Here is a 14,433-nt window from a genome sequence, read left to right as displayed (position 1 = left end):
CCCGATGCTGGTGGACCAGTACCGGCTGGGCCGGCTGGACCTCGACGGGTTCGTGAGCGAGCGGATCGGTCTGGGCGACGTCGAGGAGGCCTTCGCGAAGATGAAGGCCGGCACCGTCCTGCGCTCCGTCGTGGAGATCCCCCGGGGCGGGACCGGCGCCGAGGAGAGCGACGCCGTGGACGCCGCCGCCGCACCGGCAGGAGCGGCCCGATGACCGAGCAGCAGGCCGCGCCGCAGCGCGCCGACGCCTCCGGCCGGGTGAAGGTCGAGCATCTGGTGACCTCCGGGACGTTCTCCCTGGACGGGGGCACGTGGGAGGTCGAGAACAACGTGTGGCTCGTCGGCGACGACGAGCGGTGCCTGGTGATCGATCCCGCCCACGACCCCTCGGCCGTGGTCCGGGCGGTGGCCGGACGCACGGTGGTGGCCGTCCTGCTCACGCACGGCCACGACGACCACATCCGCGCCGTGCGCGAGGTCGCCGACGAGGTGCGGGCGCCGGTGTACCTGCATCCGGCCGACACGATGCTGTGGGAGCAGGTCTATCCGTCCGCCCTCTTCGACCGAGCCATCGACGACGGGGACACCTTCGCGCTGGACGGGGTGCGGCTCACGGCCGTGCACACCCCCGGCCACTCCCCGGGCTCGGTGTGCTTCCACGCACCGGAGCTGGGCGAGCACGGCGTCGTGTTCTCCGGGGACACCCTGTTCCAGGGCGGGCCCGGGGCCACCGGCCGCTCCTACAGCGACTTCGGCACGATCATCGGGTCGATCCGCGAACGGCTGCTGACCCTCCCGCCGGAGACCGAGGTGCTCACCGGGCACGGGGACCCCACCACGATCGGAGCCGAGGCCCCGCACCTGCAGGAGTGGATCGACCGCGGCCACTGAGCCGGGAGAGCCGTCTGCCGGCACCCTGCAGAACCGATCCCCCCGGAGGCACCCGCCTCCGGGGGGACCTGTCGTTCGGGGCCCGGCCCGAACGGCGGGACCCGCTGGTCCTGCCGCCGCCAGCCGTACGGGGCGCAGGGCAGCCGTACGGGCCCCAGGCAGGCGAAAGAGCCTCCGTGGTGGGTGCGGACACCCACCACGGAGGCTCTCGAGGCGCGGACGGCCGCCGGTCAGCGCAGGACGACGGTGCGGTTCCCGTGCAGGATGACCCGCCCCTCGCAGTGCCACCGGACGGCGTCGGAGAGGGCCTTGCACTCGGTGTCGCGGCCGGCGGCCACGAGGTCCTCGGGGCCGAAGGTGTGGTCCACGGTCACCACCTGCTGGGCGATGATCGGGCCCTCGTCCAGCTCGGCGTTGACGTAGTGCGCCGTGGCACCCACGGTCTTCACCCCGCGGTCGTAGGCCTGGTGGTAGGGCTTGGCGCCCTTGAAGGACGGCAGGAACGAGTGGTGGATGTTGATCACCCGTCCTTCCATCCGGGTGGCCAGCGAGTCGCTGAGCACCTGCATGTAGCGGGCCAGGACCACGAGATCCACCTCGAAGCGGTCCACCAGCTCCAGCAGGCGCGCCTCCGCCGCGGGCTTGGTGTCCCGGGTGACGGGCACGTGGAAGAACGGGATGCCGTGCCACTCCACCAGGCGCTGGTGGTCCCGGTGGTTGGAGACCACCGCGACGATGTCCACGGGCAGCTCGCCCGTGCGGGCCCGGAAGAGCAGGTCGTTGAGGCAGTGGCCGAACTTGGAGACCATCACCAGCACCCGCCGTTTCGCCTGGTGCTCGTTGAGCTCCCAGCGCATGCCGAACCGCTCGGCCACCGGTGTCAGGTCCTGCCGCAGGCTCTCCGCGTCGAGCGCCTCGCCCGTGGCCGGGGCCACGTGGACGCGCATGAAGAAGTGGCCGAGCCGGCGGTCGTCGAACTGGGTCAGTTCCACGATGTTGCAGCCGTGCTCCAGCAGCACGCCGCTGACGGCGTGCACGATCCCCGGCTTCTCGGGGCAGTCGAGGGTCAGCACCAGCTCGGTCGTGGAGGGTGCGGTGAGCACCGTCTCCGGCTGCAGGTGCGGTTCAGCATTCGACGACGTTGACGGCCAGTCCACCACGGGAGGTCTCCTTGTACTTGATCTTCATGTCCTTGCCGGTCTCGCGCATGGTCTTGATGACCTGGTCGAGCGAGACCGTGTGCTCGCCGTCGCCCTGGAGGGCGAGGCGCGCGGCATTGATGGCCTTGACGGAGGCGATCGCGTTGCGCTCGATGCACGGGATCTGCACGAGCCCGCCCACCGGGTCGCAGGTCAGCCCGAGGTTGTGCTCCATGCCGACCTCGGCGGCGTTCTCCACCTGCTCCGGGGTGCCGCCGAGGACCGCGCACAGGCCTGCGGCGGCCATGGAGCAGGCCGATCCCACCTCGCCCTGGCAGCCCATCTCCGCGCCGGAGATGGAGGCGTTCTCCTTGATGAGGATGCCGACGGCCGCCGCCGTCAGCAGGAACTCCACCACGCCGTCCTCGTCCGCCCCGGCGATGAACCGGGCGTAGTAGTGCAGCACGGCGGGAATGATGCCCGCCGCCCCGTTGGTCGGGGCGGTCACGATCCGTCCGCCGGAGGCGTTCTCCTCGTTGACCGCCAGGGCGTAGAGGTTGATCCACTCCATGGCCTGCAGCGGATCCGACGCCGGCCGGTCAGGATCGGCGGCGGCGGCCGCCTCGGCCTCCCGCAACCGGGTCCGCAGGGCCGGCGCCCGGCGGCGGACCTTCAGTCCTCCGGGCAGCCGGGCCTCCGTGCGCGTGCAGCCGTTCTCCACGCACTCCTGCATCACGGACCAGATGTGCAGCAGGCTCGAGCGGAGCTGCTCCTCGCTGCGCCAGGACAGCTCGTTGGCGAGCATGATCCCGGCGATCGAGGTCCCCTCGCGCCGGCAGTGCTCCAGGAGCTGCCGGCCGGTGCTGAAGGGAAAGGGCACCTCGGTGGTGTCCTGGACGATGCGGTCCGCCCCGGACACGTCACCGTCGACCACGAATCCGCCGCCGACCGAGTAGAAGGTGCGCTCCCGCACCAGCTCGCCGTCCGTCCCGTAGGCCAAGAACACCATGCCGTTGGGATGCGCCGGCAGCGACTTGCGCCGGTGCATCACGACGTCCTCGGCGCGGTCGAAGGGAATCGGGTGGGTCCCTCCCAGGCACAGCTGCCCGCGCTCCGTGCTCGACCGCACCCGGGCGTCGGCCGTGTCGGTGTCCACGGTCTCCGGGTCCTCACCCTGCAGGCCCAGGATCACGGCCTTGTCCGAGCCGTGCCCGTGCCCGGTGGCCCCGAGCGAGCCGAACAGCTCGGACCGGACCCGGGAGACCGAGCCGAGCAGACCGTCCCCGGCCAGGCCCTCCGTGAACAGCCGGGCGGCCCGCATCGGCCCCACCGTGTGGGACGAGGAGGGGCCGATGCCGACGGAGAACAGGTCCAGGACGGACAGGGCCATCAGGGAACCTCGGGAGCCGCGTACTCCGTCATGGCGTCCAGCAGCCAGCGGGCCGTGTAGTCGGCGAAGGAGGCCCGCGGCAGGAGCCGGTAGACCTGCTCGGCGGTCTGCCACAGCAGCACCTGCACCGGTCCGAGGGTCGTGGCCACGGCCGTCCCCGGCCCGAAGGCCCGCGGGTGCAGGTCGATCGGGCAGCCCTTCTCGAGCACGGCCCGGGCCGAGGGCCCGGACAGCTCCAGCGTGGTGCGGTTGGCCGACAGGTCCACGGCCTGTCCCGGCTCGCTGCCCAGGGCCCGGGCCAGCCCGGCGGCGGTGCCCGCGTCGTCGGCGGCGGCCTCACGGAGGTCGCTCCCCGCGGAGCCGATCGCCGCGGGCCCGGCGCCCTCGGGACCGACGAGCAGGAACTCGTCGGGGCCCTGCCACAGCACGGCGGTGCCGTCCGGGGAGCCGGTGACCTGCCCGTGGCCGCCGGGCAGGGGAACCCCCGCCGCGGCGGTCACGGACTCGGCCGCCGCGGTGCCGGGGACCACCCGCAGGCCCACCATGGTGAGGTAGGGGACCTCGCGCAGGGCCACGCCCCGCTCGCCCGGCACCGTCCGCTCGTGCATCTGCTGCGCGAGGTGCGCGAGCGGGCTGCGACGCAGTGCCGTGGTGTCGGTGACGTCGTCGGTCAGGAGCTGATCAGCCATCTCGGCGCTTCCCTTCGGGGTCGTAGAGCACGGGTTCGGCGAGCACCACGTCCACCAGTTCCCCGTCGAGCGGGGCCTGGAGCGTCTCGCCGATGCGGTTGCGGCCGTTCTTCACCAGCGCCAGGCCGAACGTGCGCCCCAGGGCGGCGCTGCGGTAGCTGGAGGTCACGTGGCCCTCCATGGGCACGGGGCCCTCCTGCGGCGTGACGGGCGTGCCGTGGACGATCAGCTGAGCGCCCTCCGGCAGGCGGCGTTCCGGGTCCACGGGCAGCACGGCCACGAGCTGCTTGCGGTCGTCGCTGGTGGCACTGGGCCGGTCGTAGGAGCGCTTGCCGATGAAGTCCTTGGTCTTGGACACCACCCAGTCCATGCCCAGGTCCTGCGGGGTGACGGTGCCGTCGGTGTCCTGGCCCACGATCGGGAAGGCCTTCTCCGCGCGCAGCACGTGCATCGTCTCCGTGCCGTAGGGGGTGATGCCGAACTCCTCCCCGGCCGCGGCCACGGCCTCCCACACGGCGAGCCCGTACCAGCCGGCCACGTTGATCTCGAAGGCCAGCTCCCCGGAGAAGGAGATGCGGCAGATCCGCGCCGGGATCCCCGAGGCCAGCGTGGTCTCGCGGAAGGCCATGAACGGGAACGCGTCCTGGGAGACGTCCAGCTCCGGAGCCAGCTTCGCGATCACGTCCCGGGACCGCGGGCCGACGACGGCGACGGTCGCCCACTGCTCCGTCACGGAGGTGCACACCACGTCGAGCTCGGGCCACTCGGTCTGCGACCACTCCTCGAGCCACTCCAGCACCTTGGCGGCCCCGCCGGTGGTCGTGGTCATCAGGTAGCGGTCCTCGTCCAGGCGCAGCGTGACGCCGTCGTCGAACACCATGCCGTCGGCGGTGCACATCACGCCGTAGCGGCCCATGCCGGCCTTGAGCTTCTTGAACGCGTTCGTGTAGACCCGGTTCAGGAACTCCCCGGCGTCCTTGCCCCGGATCTCGATCTTGCCCAGGGTGGTGGCGTCCATGAACCCGACGCTCTCGCGCACGGCGGCGCACTCGCGCAGCACGGCGGTGTCCATGTCCTCCCCGGCCTGCGGGTAGTACCAGGGCCGCTTCCACTGCCCGACGTCCTCGAACAGCGCCCCGCGCGCCACGTGCCACTCGTGCATCGGGGTGCGGCGGGCGGGGTCGAACAGCTCGCCGCGCTGCCGGCCGGCGAGCGCGGCGAAGGCCACCGGGGTGTAGGGGGCGCGGTAGGTGGTGGTGCCGATCCCGCCGACGTCCTCGGTGTTCAGGGCCGCGGCGATCACGCCGATGGCGTTGACCCCCGAGGTCTTGCCCTGGTCGTTGGCCGTGGAGATGGAGGTGTAGCGCTTCACGTGCTCCACCGATCGCATCCCCGCCCCGACCGAGCGCAGGACGTCGGCCACGGTCTGGTCCCGCTGCAGGTCCACGAAGTGGTGCCGCCACTCGGCGGGCTCCCCGGTGCGGCCGGGCACGAGCCACAGCGGGCGCACGGGCGCGGACTCCACGCTCTCCGCCCGGGGGGTCTCGGGGCTGCCCTCGAAACCGGCCCGGCGGGCCGCCTCGGCGCCGGCCGCCGCGCCCTCGGTCAGGCACCAGGCCAGGTCGGTGGTGCCGTTGAGGGCTCCGGCGGTCTGCTGGCCCGGCACGGGAGCGGCGGGGACGAAGGCGGCGAGCCGCTCGTTCCAGGTGAGCTTTCCCTGGCGCTGGCTGTGCAGGTGCACCACGGGGGTCCAACCGCCGGAGACGGCCAGCAGGTCGGCCTGGATGGTCCGCGGCGATCCCGTCAGGCCGCCGCGGTCGTCGACGGCGCTGACGACGACGCCGCTGACGCGCCCGCCCTCGCCCTCGCCGAGGGTGTCGACCACGGCGCTGCCGCTGAACAGCGGCACCCCGGTACCGGCCACGACCGCGGCCGGGGCCCCGTGGACGTCCTCGCGGGAGTCGACCACGGCGGCGACGTCCACGCCCGCGGCCACGAGGTCCGCGACCACGGCGTAGGCGGAGTCGTTGGTGGTGGCCACCACCACCCGCGAGCCCGCGGCCACGCCGTACCGGTTGAGATAGGTGCGCACGGCGCCGGCGAGCATGATCCCCGGGCGGTCGTTGTTCTCGAAGACGACCGGCCGTTCGTGGGCCCCGGTGGCCAGCACCACCTGGCGGGCGCGCACGTGCCAGATCCGCTCCCTGGAGACCGCCGGGGAGGGAGGTCCGCCGAGGTGGTCGGTGCGGCGCTGGACGGCCACGACGTAGTTGGCGTCATAGCTGCCGATCACCGTGGTGCGCTGCAGGACCGTGACCTCCGGGGCGTCGGCCAGCGATGCGGCGGTCTCGGACACCCAGGTGCGGGCCGGCACGCCGTCGACGACCTCGTCCCGCCCGGACAGCAGGGAGCCGCCGGCCTCGGGCTGCTCGTCCAGCAGCATCACCCGCGCTCCGGAGCGGGCCGCCTCCCGGGCCGCGGTCAGCCCGGCGGGCCCGGCCCCGACGACCAGCACGTCCGTGTGGACGTACTTGCGGTCGTACACGGCCCGGTCCTTGCGCGGGTCCAGCCGGCCCAGACCGCGGAGGTAGCCGGCGGAGAGCCCGTCGTTCAGCTCCACGGACGTGGCCGGGAGCATGGACTCGTCGACGTCCACGCCCGACCGGGCGCCGACCTTCACGAGCGCGTTGGGCTCCTCGACGCCGGCGGCCAGGATCCCGCGCGGACGGCCCAGGTACATGGAGTCCCCGCAGGTGATCCGGCCGGCGGCGAGCAGGGCCGAGGCGAGGGTGTCCCCGGCGTAGCCGGAGACCTGCTCGCCGTCGAAGGTGAAGCTCAGCGGCTTCGTGCGGTCGATGCTGCTCGCGGCGCTGCGCTCCGGCGGCAGGCGGTAGGTCTGGTCGGTCACCGGACTCCTCCGATCTGCGGGGCGGTCTCGCCCATGCGGTAGACGGCCGCGATCTCGTAGGTCACGGTGTTGCGCACCACGTTGAACCAGCGGCGGCACCCGGCGGTGTGCGCCCATCGCTCGGCGAGCAGGCCCTTGGGGTTGTTGCGGTAGAAGAGGTACTCGGCCCACTCCTGGTCGGAGAGCCGGGAGGGGTCCTCGGGGTAGGGCACGTGCGCCTCCCCGCCGTACTGGTACTCGGTCTCGTCGCGTGGCCCGCAGTAGGGGCACTCGATCAGCAGCATGGTGTTCCTGCCTCCTGGTGGGCGGGTCAGTGGGCCACGGCGGCGGCGCCGTGCTCGTCGATGAGGATCCCGGTCTCGAACCGCTCCAGGGAGAACGGCTCGTTGAGCGGGTGGGCTTCGTCCGTGGCGATGGTGTGGGCGAAGGAGTAGCCGGCGCCCGGCGTGCCCTTGAACCCGCCCGTGCCCCATCCGCAGTTGACGTAGAGCTGGTCCACCGGCGTCCTGGACACGATCGGGGAGGCGTCCAGGGTGACGTCCACGATCCCGCCCCAGGTGCGCAGCACGTGCGCCCGGGCGAAGATCGGGAACAGCTCCACGGCCGCGGCCATCTGCTCCTCGATCACGTGGAAGGCCCCGCGCTGGCCGTAGCCGGTGTAGGCGTCCACCCCGGCGCCCATCACCAGCTCGCCCTTGTGGGCCTGGGAGACGTAGACGTGCACGTGGTTGGACATCACCACCGTCGGGTGGACCGGCTCGTGCAGCTCCGAGACGAGGGCCTGCAGCGGGTGGGACTGGATGGGCAGCCGGAACCCGGCCAGCTCCGCCAGCACCGAGGAGTGCCCGGCCCCGCAGAGCCCCACCTTGCCCGCATGGATGGTGCCCCGGGAGGTCTCCACCCCGACCACCCGGTCACCGTCCTTCAGGAAGCCGGTGACCTCGCAGTTCTGGATGATGTCCACGCCGAACTCGTCGCACTTGCGCGCGAAGGCCCACGCGACGTGGTCGTGCTTGGCGATCCCGGCGCGGGGCTGGTAGGTCGCCCCCATCACGGGATAGCGCAGGTCGTCGTCGACGTTGATGATCGGGCACAGTTCCTTGACCTGGTCCGGGGTGATCCACTCCGCGTCGATGCCGTTGAGCTTGTTCGCGTTGACGCGGCGCACGGACTCGCGCACGTCGCCCAGGGTGTGGGCCAGGTTCATCACCCCGCGCTGGGAGAAGAGGAAGTCGTACTCCAGCTCCTCCGGCAGCTGCTCCCACAGCTTCAGGGAGTGCTCGTACATCGCCGCGGACTCGTCCCACAGGTAGTTGGACCGGATGATCGTGGTGTTGCGGGCCATGTTCCCGCCGGCCAGCCACCCGCGCTCGAGCACCGCGATGTTGGTCATCCCGTGGTTCTTGGCCAGGTAGTAGGCGGTGGCCAGCCCGTGCCCGCCACCGCCGACGATGACGGCGTCGTAGGAGGTCTTCGGGTCCGGGTTGTGCCAGAGGAAGTCCGGGTGCTCCGGAAGCAGATCGGCCATTACGACACTCCGTTCAGGATGGAGGAGGCCCGCTCCGCGGCGGACAGCTCGTCGGAGGAGGCCTCGACGGCCGGCTCCTCCGCCCGGGGCCGGCCGAGCGGGGACAGGTCCGGGTACAGGGGGAAGGCCTCGGCCAGGGCCGTGACGCGTCCGCGCAGCCGCTCGGTGAGCTCCTCGGTGAGCGGCTGGATCAGCGCCTGGGCGATGATGTCGGCGACCTCGGTGAACTCGGCGGCGCCGAAGCCGCGCGTGGCCAGGGCCGGGGTGCCGATCCGCAGCCCGGAGGAGACCATCGGCGGGCGCGGGTCGAAGGGCACGGCGTTGCGGTTGACCGTGATCCCGATGCGGTGCAGGCGGTCCTCGGCCTGCTGGCCGTCGAGCTCGGAGTCGCGCAGGTCCACGAGCACCAGGTGCACGTCGGTGCCGCCGCTGACCAGGCTGATCCCGGTGGCCATCACGTCGGGGGAGAGCAGCCGGAGGGCGAGGATCTCGGCGCCCTCCAGGGTGCGGGCCTGGCGCTCCCGGAACTCCTCGCCGGCGGCGTACTTGAAGGCCACCGCCTTGGCCGCGACCACGTGCTCCAGCGGGCCGCCCTGCTGGCCGGGGAACACCGCGGAGTTGATCTTCTTCGCCAGCTCCTGCTTGCACAGGATCACCCCGCCCCGCGGACCGCCGAGCGTCTTGTGGGTGGTCGTGGTCACCACATCGGCGTACGGCACGGGGGAGGGGTGCAGCCCCGCGGCGACCAGGCCAGCGAAGTGGGCCATGTCCACCATCAGGTAGGCCCCGACACTGTCGGCGATCCGGCGGAACTCGGCGAAGTCCAGGTGGCGGGGGTAGGCGGACCAGCCGGCCACGATGAGCTGGGGCCGGTGCTCGAGCGCGAGCCGCTCCACCTCCGCCATGTCGATGAGGTGGTCGTCCGCGGCGACGCCGTAGGCGGCCACCTTGTAGAGCCTGCCGGAGAAGTTGAGCTTCATCCCGTGGGTCAGGTGTCCGCCGTGGGCCAGGTCCAGTCCCAGGATCGTGTCCCCGGGCGTGAGCAGGGCGTGCATCACCGCGGCGTTGGCCTGGGCCCCGGAGTGCGGCTGGACGTTGGCGTGCTCGGCGCCGAACAGGGCCTTGATCCGGTCGATGGCCAGCTGCTCGACGATGTCCACGTGCTCGCAGCCGCCGTAGTAGCGCCGGCCCGGGTAGCCCTCGGCGTACTTGTTGGTGAGCACCGAGCCCTGCGCCTCCATGACCGCGGCCGGGGCGAAGTTCTCCGAGGCGATCATCTCCAGCGTGGACTGCTGACGGATCAGCTCCTGGTCGATGGCCGCCGCCACCTCCGGGTCGGCGTCGGCCAGGCGAGTGTTCAGATCGGGCATCCCTGAGCTCCTAAGCGAGTCGCATTCAGCGGCTGATACGAGTTTGATATATCAGCTGTGGTTCAAAGGTATGCTAGGCCTGGAGAGGTGTCAACGGATGACGGCACGCGTCCCGCGGCCTCCGTGTCGGACCCGAACGAGGAGTGAAGCCATGAGCGTCGCCACATCCACCGAGCACGGCACGGAAGCGCCCGAGTCGATGGCGGAGCAGGCCTACCGGCTGCTGCGCGACCGGCTGACCGTGCTCGAGATCCGCCCCGGCGCCATGATCCAGGACGCCCACCTGGCCGCCGAGATGGGCATCGGCAGGACGCCGCTGCGCGAGGCGCTCAAACGGCTGGAGACGGACCACCTGGTGGTCTCCTACCCCCGGCGGGGCACCTTCGCCACGCAGGTGGACATCACGGCACTGTCCGACGTCTCCGAGCTCCGCCGGAACCTGGAGCCGCTCGCCGCCCGGAAGGCCGCGCTGGCGGCCTCTCCACCTGCCCGGCAGCAGATGCAGGACCTGGCCCGCGCCCTCGGGGACCTCGGCGGCGGCGCGCCGACGAACCAGGACTTCATGCGGTCGGACCTCATGGTCCACCGGCTGATCTACCGGGCGACGGGCAACGCGCACCTCGAGGAGACGCTGGTGCGGCTGGACAATCTCGCCACGCGCATCTGGTGCCTCGTCCTGGACCGGGTGCCCACGGTCGGCGGGCACGTGCACGAGCACGTGGACCTGCTGGAGGCGATCGCCGCGGGGCACGCCGAGGAGGCGGCCGAGCTCGCCCTAGCGCACGTGAGCAGCTTCGAGCGCACCATGCGCGGCATCCTGTGATCCCGTGCGGCAGGAGCCGGCCTCGCCGGCCCGCTCGCGAGCGGGCCGGGCCGGTCGACGGGACTGCCCGCGGTCCGCTCCGCCCGGCGCGTGGGGCTACGGTAGGAACAAGGCCCTCCAGGGAGAGCGTGTCCGCCCACGGCAGCTCCCCGGCCACGAACGGAAAGTGCGCATCACGTCATGTCCATCACCCCCGCCTCCGTCCAGGACGAGCCGCTCTCCCTGGCCGACCGGGCGTTCCTGCAGCTGCAGGACCGCCTGATCTTCCTGGACATCCCGCCGGGAGCCCCCCTCAACGAGGGGCGCCTCTCCCAGGAGCTGCACCTCGGGCGGACCCCGCTGCGCGAGGCGCTCAAGCGGCTCGAGTCCGAGCACCTGGTGGTCACCTACTCCCGCCGCGGGACGTTCGCCACCACCGTGGACATCACCGCGCTCTCGGAGATCTCCCAGGTCCGTGAGGTGCTGGAGCCCCTCGCCGCCCAGCTGGCGGCCGAGCGACGCGGGGGCGGCGTCCGCTCCCAGCTGGAGGAGCTGCGGGACCGGCTGGCGAACCCGGAGAACGAGCGGCTGGACCGGGACGAGGCGCTGCGCTGGGACGTGCGGATCCACCGTGCGATCTACGCGGCGGCCGGCAACTCCCACCTGCAGGCCACGCTGGAGCGCTACAGCAACCTGGCCACCCGGATCTGGTGCGTGGTGGCCGACCGGATCCCTGAGCTGCAGGAGCACATCACCGTCCACAGCGCCCTGCTGACGGCCGTGCTGGAGGGCGACGCCGAGGAGGCCGCCGGCATCATGCTCACCCACGTCAGGGACTTCGAGACGCAGATCCGCCAGGTCCTCTGAGCCGCCCGGGGAGCACGCGCCGCCCTGGATCGTCCGGGCCGGGACGGACGTGGCAGGGGCACCCCGCTCGAGGCCGCTCCGTCGCGCGGGCCCGCCGTGTCCGCGCGACAGGGCGTCGTGCTGTGGTCAGGACGGGGTGCCGGACTCCAGCGTCCGTGCGGAGGCCGGCTCCTCGGTGAGCTGCAGCGCCGCCTGGGTGGTGTGCAGGACGAGGAGGGCGGTGGTCACCGTGCCCACGCCCCCGGGCACCGGCGTGAGGGCCGACGCGACCTCCGCCGCCGAGAGGGGCTCCACGTCGCCGACGAGATCACCGTTGTCGAGGACGTTGGTGCCCACGTCGACGACCACCGCGCCGGGCCGGAGATGCGCACCGGTGACCAGTCCGGGCCGCCCCACCGCCGCGACCACGATCTCCGCCTCCGCCGTGTACCGCTCCAGGGGACGGGAGCGGGAGTGGCAGACGGTGACGGTGGCGTCGCGCCGGAGCAGGAGCTGCAGCAGCGGCTTGCCGACGACCGCCGAGCGGCCCACCACCGACACGTGCCGGCCGGCGAGGGGGATCTCGTAGTGCTCCAGGATCTCCACCACCGCCCGGGCCGTAGCGGGGGCGAAGGCCTGCTGGCCCACGGTCAGGCGGCCCAGGCTGAGGGGATTGGCGCCGTCGACGTCCTTGGCGGCGCTGATGTGGGCCACCAGCTCGTCCGCGGCCACTCCCGGCGGCAGGGGGGTCTGCAGGATGATGCCGTGGACGTCCTCGTCGGCGCTCAGCAGCGTGAGCGCCGAGGCGATCTCGTCGGCTCCGGCTCCGGCGCCGAGGTCGACGACCGTGCAGCGCACCCCCGCCTTGTCCGCGGCCCGCGCGATGGAGCGCACGTACCACAGGGTCGCCTCGTTGTCGGTGGCCACCACGACCGCGAGGCCGGGGAGCACCCCGCGGTGGTGCAGGGCGGCGACGTTGGTCTCGGTCTCGGCCCGCAGCTGTTGCGCGACGGGTTTCCCGAGCAGCTGGAGCGCGGTCATGCCATCACCTTCTCCCGCACGCGGTCCGTCACGACCTGGGCCGCCAGGATGGCGTTGTGCGCATGGTGGAGCTCGTCCCGGAACTCCGTCCGGGTCCGCTCGTCCGTGATCGCGTTGATGTTCATGTCCAGCGTGATCAGGGCCGTGGCGATCGCGGCGCGGGCCGCCTCGGAGGCGGCGGCCACGTCGCTGATCACGTTGGGGTTGCTGAACTCGGCCAGCTGCCGTCCCAGGTCGACGACCTCCGTCGCGAGGCCGATCAGCGCGCGCGGCGGGGCGGCCGCCGCGACCGTGGCCTCCTGGATGGCCCGGCTCCGGGCGGCACGGTCCTCGTCCGAGGCCGAGGGCAGCCGGTAGGCGGCGATCACGGCCGCGAAGGCCTTCTCGTCGTCGTCCGCCAGCTGCAGCGCCGCGGGGATGATGTCGTCGGCGCGGGCGGCGATCCGGAGGGACTCCTCCTCGTGCTGGGCGTACCGCGCCCCGGTGGTGTAGCGCGCCACCATGGCGATCAGGGCGGCGCCCTGGGCCGCGTGCAGGGCACCGGCCGCTCCACCTCCGGGGGTGGGCTCACAGGACGCCAGGCGCTCCAGATAGTCGTTGAGGGTCTCCGAACCGATCATGTGCTGTCTCCTGGGGTGGGCGTTGGTGGCGGACGTCGCCGGCGGACGGTGAGGCCGCCGGCGGGCGGAGAGCTGCGGCCCCGAACCCGGTGGCGAAGCAGGATCGGGGCCGCAGACCAGGTGGAGGCGGTGCTGGGGGCGGAAGGGTCCCTCCGCGCCGACGCGCCGTCTCCGGGTCGTGGGGCGGTCACCGTGCCGGACCGGCCCGCGCGGCAACGCCCGGGGCTTTCGGCAGGGACCGCGGGGCTCAGCGGAAGACGACGGTGCTGGACCCCTCCAGGAGCACGCGGTGCTCGCAGTGCCAGCGGACCGCCCGGGACAGGGCCAGCGCCTCGGCGTCCTGTCCCACGGTGGACAGGGCCCGTGGATCATGGGTGTGGTCCACCCGGATGACCTCCTGCTCGATGATCGGTCCCTCGTCCAGGTCGGCCGTGACGTAGTGGGCGGTGGCGCCGACCAGCTTCACGCCGCGCTCGTAGGCCTGGTGGTAGGGCCGTGCCCCCTTGAAGCCGGGCAGGAAGGAGTGGTGGATGTTGATGGCCCGCCCCTTCAGCGCCGTGCACAGGTCGTCCGAGAGGATCTGCATGTAGCGCGCGAGCACCACGAGGTCGATGTCGTGCTCCTCGACCAGGTCCAGCAGCCGCTGCTCCGCCTCCCGCTTGGTGGCCGGGGACACGGGGATGTGGAGGTACGGCAGGCCCGCCGCTTCGGCCATGGGACGGAGGTCCTCGTGGTTGGAGACCACCAGGGCGATCTCCCCTCCGAGGCCACCGGCCCGCCAGCGGAAGATCAGGTCGTTGAGGCAGTGGCCGCCTTTGGACACCATGACGAGCAGCCGGGGCGGCGTCTGGTCGTGGAGGCGGTAGCGCATGCCGAACCGGTCGGCGGTGGCCACGAAGTTCGTCTCCAGCGTCTCCAGGCGCAGCTCGTGCGGACCGGTGAAGGCGGTGCGCAGGTGGACGAGGCCGTGCACCGGGTCGTCGAACTGCTGGTGCTCCTTGATGTTGGCCCCGTGGGCGAGAAGGAACTCGGTGACGGCGTGGACGATCCCCACCTGGTCCTGACACGTGATCGTCAGCACGAACTGGGGGAGCGTCTGCCCTTCGGGGGCCGCCGCAGGGGCCGGGTTCGGCTGCACGGAGGTGGGAAGGCTGTCGACGACGGTCATGGAGGACTCCTGCCTGGATGAGTGGCTGCTGGGGAAGGCCG

At 72.3% G+C, this 14,433-nt stretch carries 13 protein-coding genes and 1 pseudogene; 4 read left to right on the top strand and 10 right to left on the bottom strand.

The genetic code is table 11. The features are described from left to right. Both ABL57_RS09245 and ABL57_RS09240 read left to right on the top strand, forming a co-directional pair. Window positions 1-214, top strand: a pseudogene (locus ABL57_RS09245) (S-(hydroxymethyl)mycothiol dehydrogenase); the annotation flags it as partial. Beyond that, window positions 211-891, top strand: coding sequence for an MBL fold metallo-hydrolase (locus tag ABL57_RS09240; protein ID WP_047803174.1), 681 nt, complete (start codon window positions 211-213; stop codon window positions 889-891). The pseudogene ABL57_RS09245 and the gene ABL57_RS09240, both read left to right, overlap by 4 nt. A 230-nt stretch (window positions 892-1,121) precedes the next feature. On the opposite strand, the gene purU (ABL57_RS09235) is transcribed toward ABL57_RS09240, so the two are convergent. The 7 genes from purU (ABL57_RS09235) to glyA are packed head-to-tail and all read right to left on the bottom strand — an operon-like array spanning window position 1,122 to window position 9,915. Next, the gene (purU, locus tag ABL57_RS09235) at window positions 1,122-1,994 is read right to left on the bottom strand and encodes a formyltetrahydrofolate deformylase (RefSeq protein WP_047803173.1); all 873 of its coding nucleotides are present in this window, start codon (window positions 1,992-1,994) and stop codon (window positions 1,122-1,124) included. Between the two features lie 22 nt (window positions 1,995-2,016). Then, on the bottom strand, window positions 2,017-3,420 hold the full coding sequence (locus ABL57_RS09230; protein ID WP_047803172.1) for an L-serine ammonia-lyase: 1,404 nt from the start codon (window positions 3,418-3,420) through the stop codon (window positions 2,017-2,019). Continuing rightward, a complete protein-coding gene (locus ABL57_RS09225) occupies window positions 3,420-4,109 on the bottom strand; it encodes a sarcosine oxidase subunit gamma (protein ID WP_047803171.1) in 690 nt (229 codons plus the stop codon). The genes ABL57_RS09230 and ABL57_RS09225 overlap by 1 nt, the downstream gene beginning before the upstream one ends. Further along, window positions 4,102-7,017 (bottom strand): sarcosine oxidase subunit alpha family protein, encoded by a 2,916-nt coding sequence (locus ABL57_RS09220; protein ID WP_187347292.1) that lies wholly within the window; start codon window positions 7,015-7,017, stop codon window positions 4,102-4,104. Before ABL57_RS09220 ends, ABL57_RS09225 begins: the two co-directional genes overlap by 8 nt. Further along, a complete protein-coding gene (locus ABL57_RS09215) occupies window positions 7,014-7,301 on the bottom strand; it encodes a sarcosine oxidase subunit delta (RefSeq protein WP_047803170.1) in 288 nt (95 codons plus the stop codon). Before ABL57_RS09215 ends, ABL57_RS09220 begins: the two co-directional genes overlap by 4 nt. Window positions 7,302-7,327: 26 nt before the next feature. Beyond that, window positions 7,328-8,545: a sarcosine oxidase subunit beta family protein gene (locus ABL57_RS09210; RefSeq protein WP_047803169.1), complete on the bottom strand. Its 1,218-nt coding sequence runs from the start codon at window positions 8,543-8,545 to the stop codon at window positions 7,328-7,330. Beyond that, window positions 8,545-9,915 carry a serine hydroxymethyltransferase gene (glyA, locus tag ABL57_RS09205; protein WP_047803168.1) on the bottom strand — a complete coding sequence of 457 codons (1,371 nt, stop codon included), beginning with the start codon at window positions 9,913-9,915 and terminating at the stop codon, window positions 8,545-8,547. Before glyA ends, ABL57_RS09210 begins: the two co-directional genes overlap by 1 nt. A 151-nt stretch (window positions 9,916-10,066) precedes the next feature. Between glyA and ABL57_RS09200 the strand changes: the two genes are divergently transcribed. Beyond that, the gene (locus tag ABL57_RS09200) at window positions 10,067-10,738 is read left to right on the top strand and encodes a GntR family transcriptional regulator (protein WP_047803167.1); all 672 of its coding nucleotides are present in this window, start codon (window positions 10,067-10,069) and stop codon (window positions 10,736-10,738) included. 180 nt (window positions 10,739-10,918) lie between these two features. Beyond that, on the top strand, window positions 10,919-11,584 hold the full coding sequence (locus ABL57_RS09195; protein ID WP_047803166.1) for a GntR family transcriptional regulator: 666 nt from the start codon (window positions 10,919-10,921) through the stop codon (window positions 11,582-11,584). Window positions 11,585-11,710: 126 nt separating this feature from the next. Here ABL57_RS09195 and ABL57_RS09190 read toward each other — a convergent pair whose 3' ends face one another. The 3 genes from ABL57_RS09190 to purU (ABL57_RS09180) all read right to left on the bottom strand — a co-directional run bounded on the left by ABL57_RS09190 (window position 11,711) and on the right by purU (ABL57_RS09180) (window position 14,392). After that, a complete protein-coding gene (locus ABL57_RS09190) occupies window positions 11,711-12,604 on the bottom strand; it encodes a bifunctional 5,10-methylenetetrahydrofolate dehydrogenase/5,10-methenyltetrahydrofolate cyclohydrolase (protein ID WP_047803165.1) in 894 nt (297 codons plus the stop codon). After that, window positions 12,601-13,224 (bottom strand): cyclodeaminase/cyclohydrolase family protein, encoded by a 624-nt coding sequence (locus ABL57_RS09185; RefSeq protein ID WP_047803164.1) that lies wholly within the window; start codon window positions 13,222-13,224, stop codon window positions 12,601-12,603. Before ABL57_RS09185 ends, ABL57_RS09190 begins: the two co-directional genes overlap by 4 nt. 247 nt (window positions 13,225-13,471) lie before the next feature. Next, entirely contained in the window at window positions 13,472-14,392 is a 921-nt protein-coding gene (gene purU / locus ABL57_RS09180) for a formyltetrahydrofolate deformylase (RefSeq protein ID WP_082157335.1), read from the bottom strand. Window positions 14,393-14,433 lie beyond the last annotated feature (41 nt).

This window comes from Kocuria sp. SM24M-10 (assembly GCF_001027955.1).
Taxonomy (GTDB): Bacteria; Actinomycetota; Actinomycetes; order Actinomycetales; family Micrococcaceae; genus Kocuria; species Kocuria oceani.
This window is presented reverse-complemented; position numbering and strand designations above follow the sequence as displayed.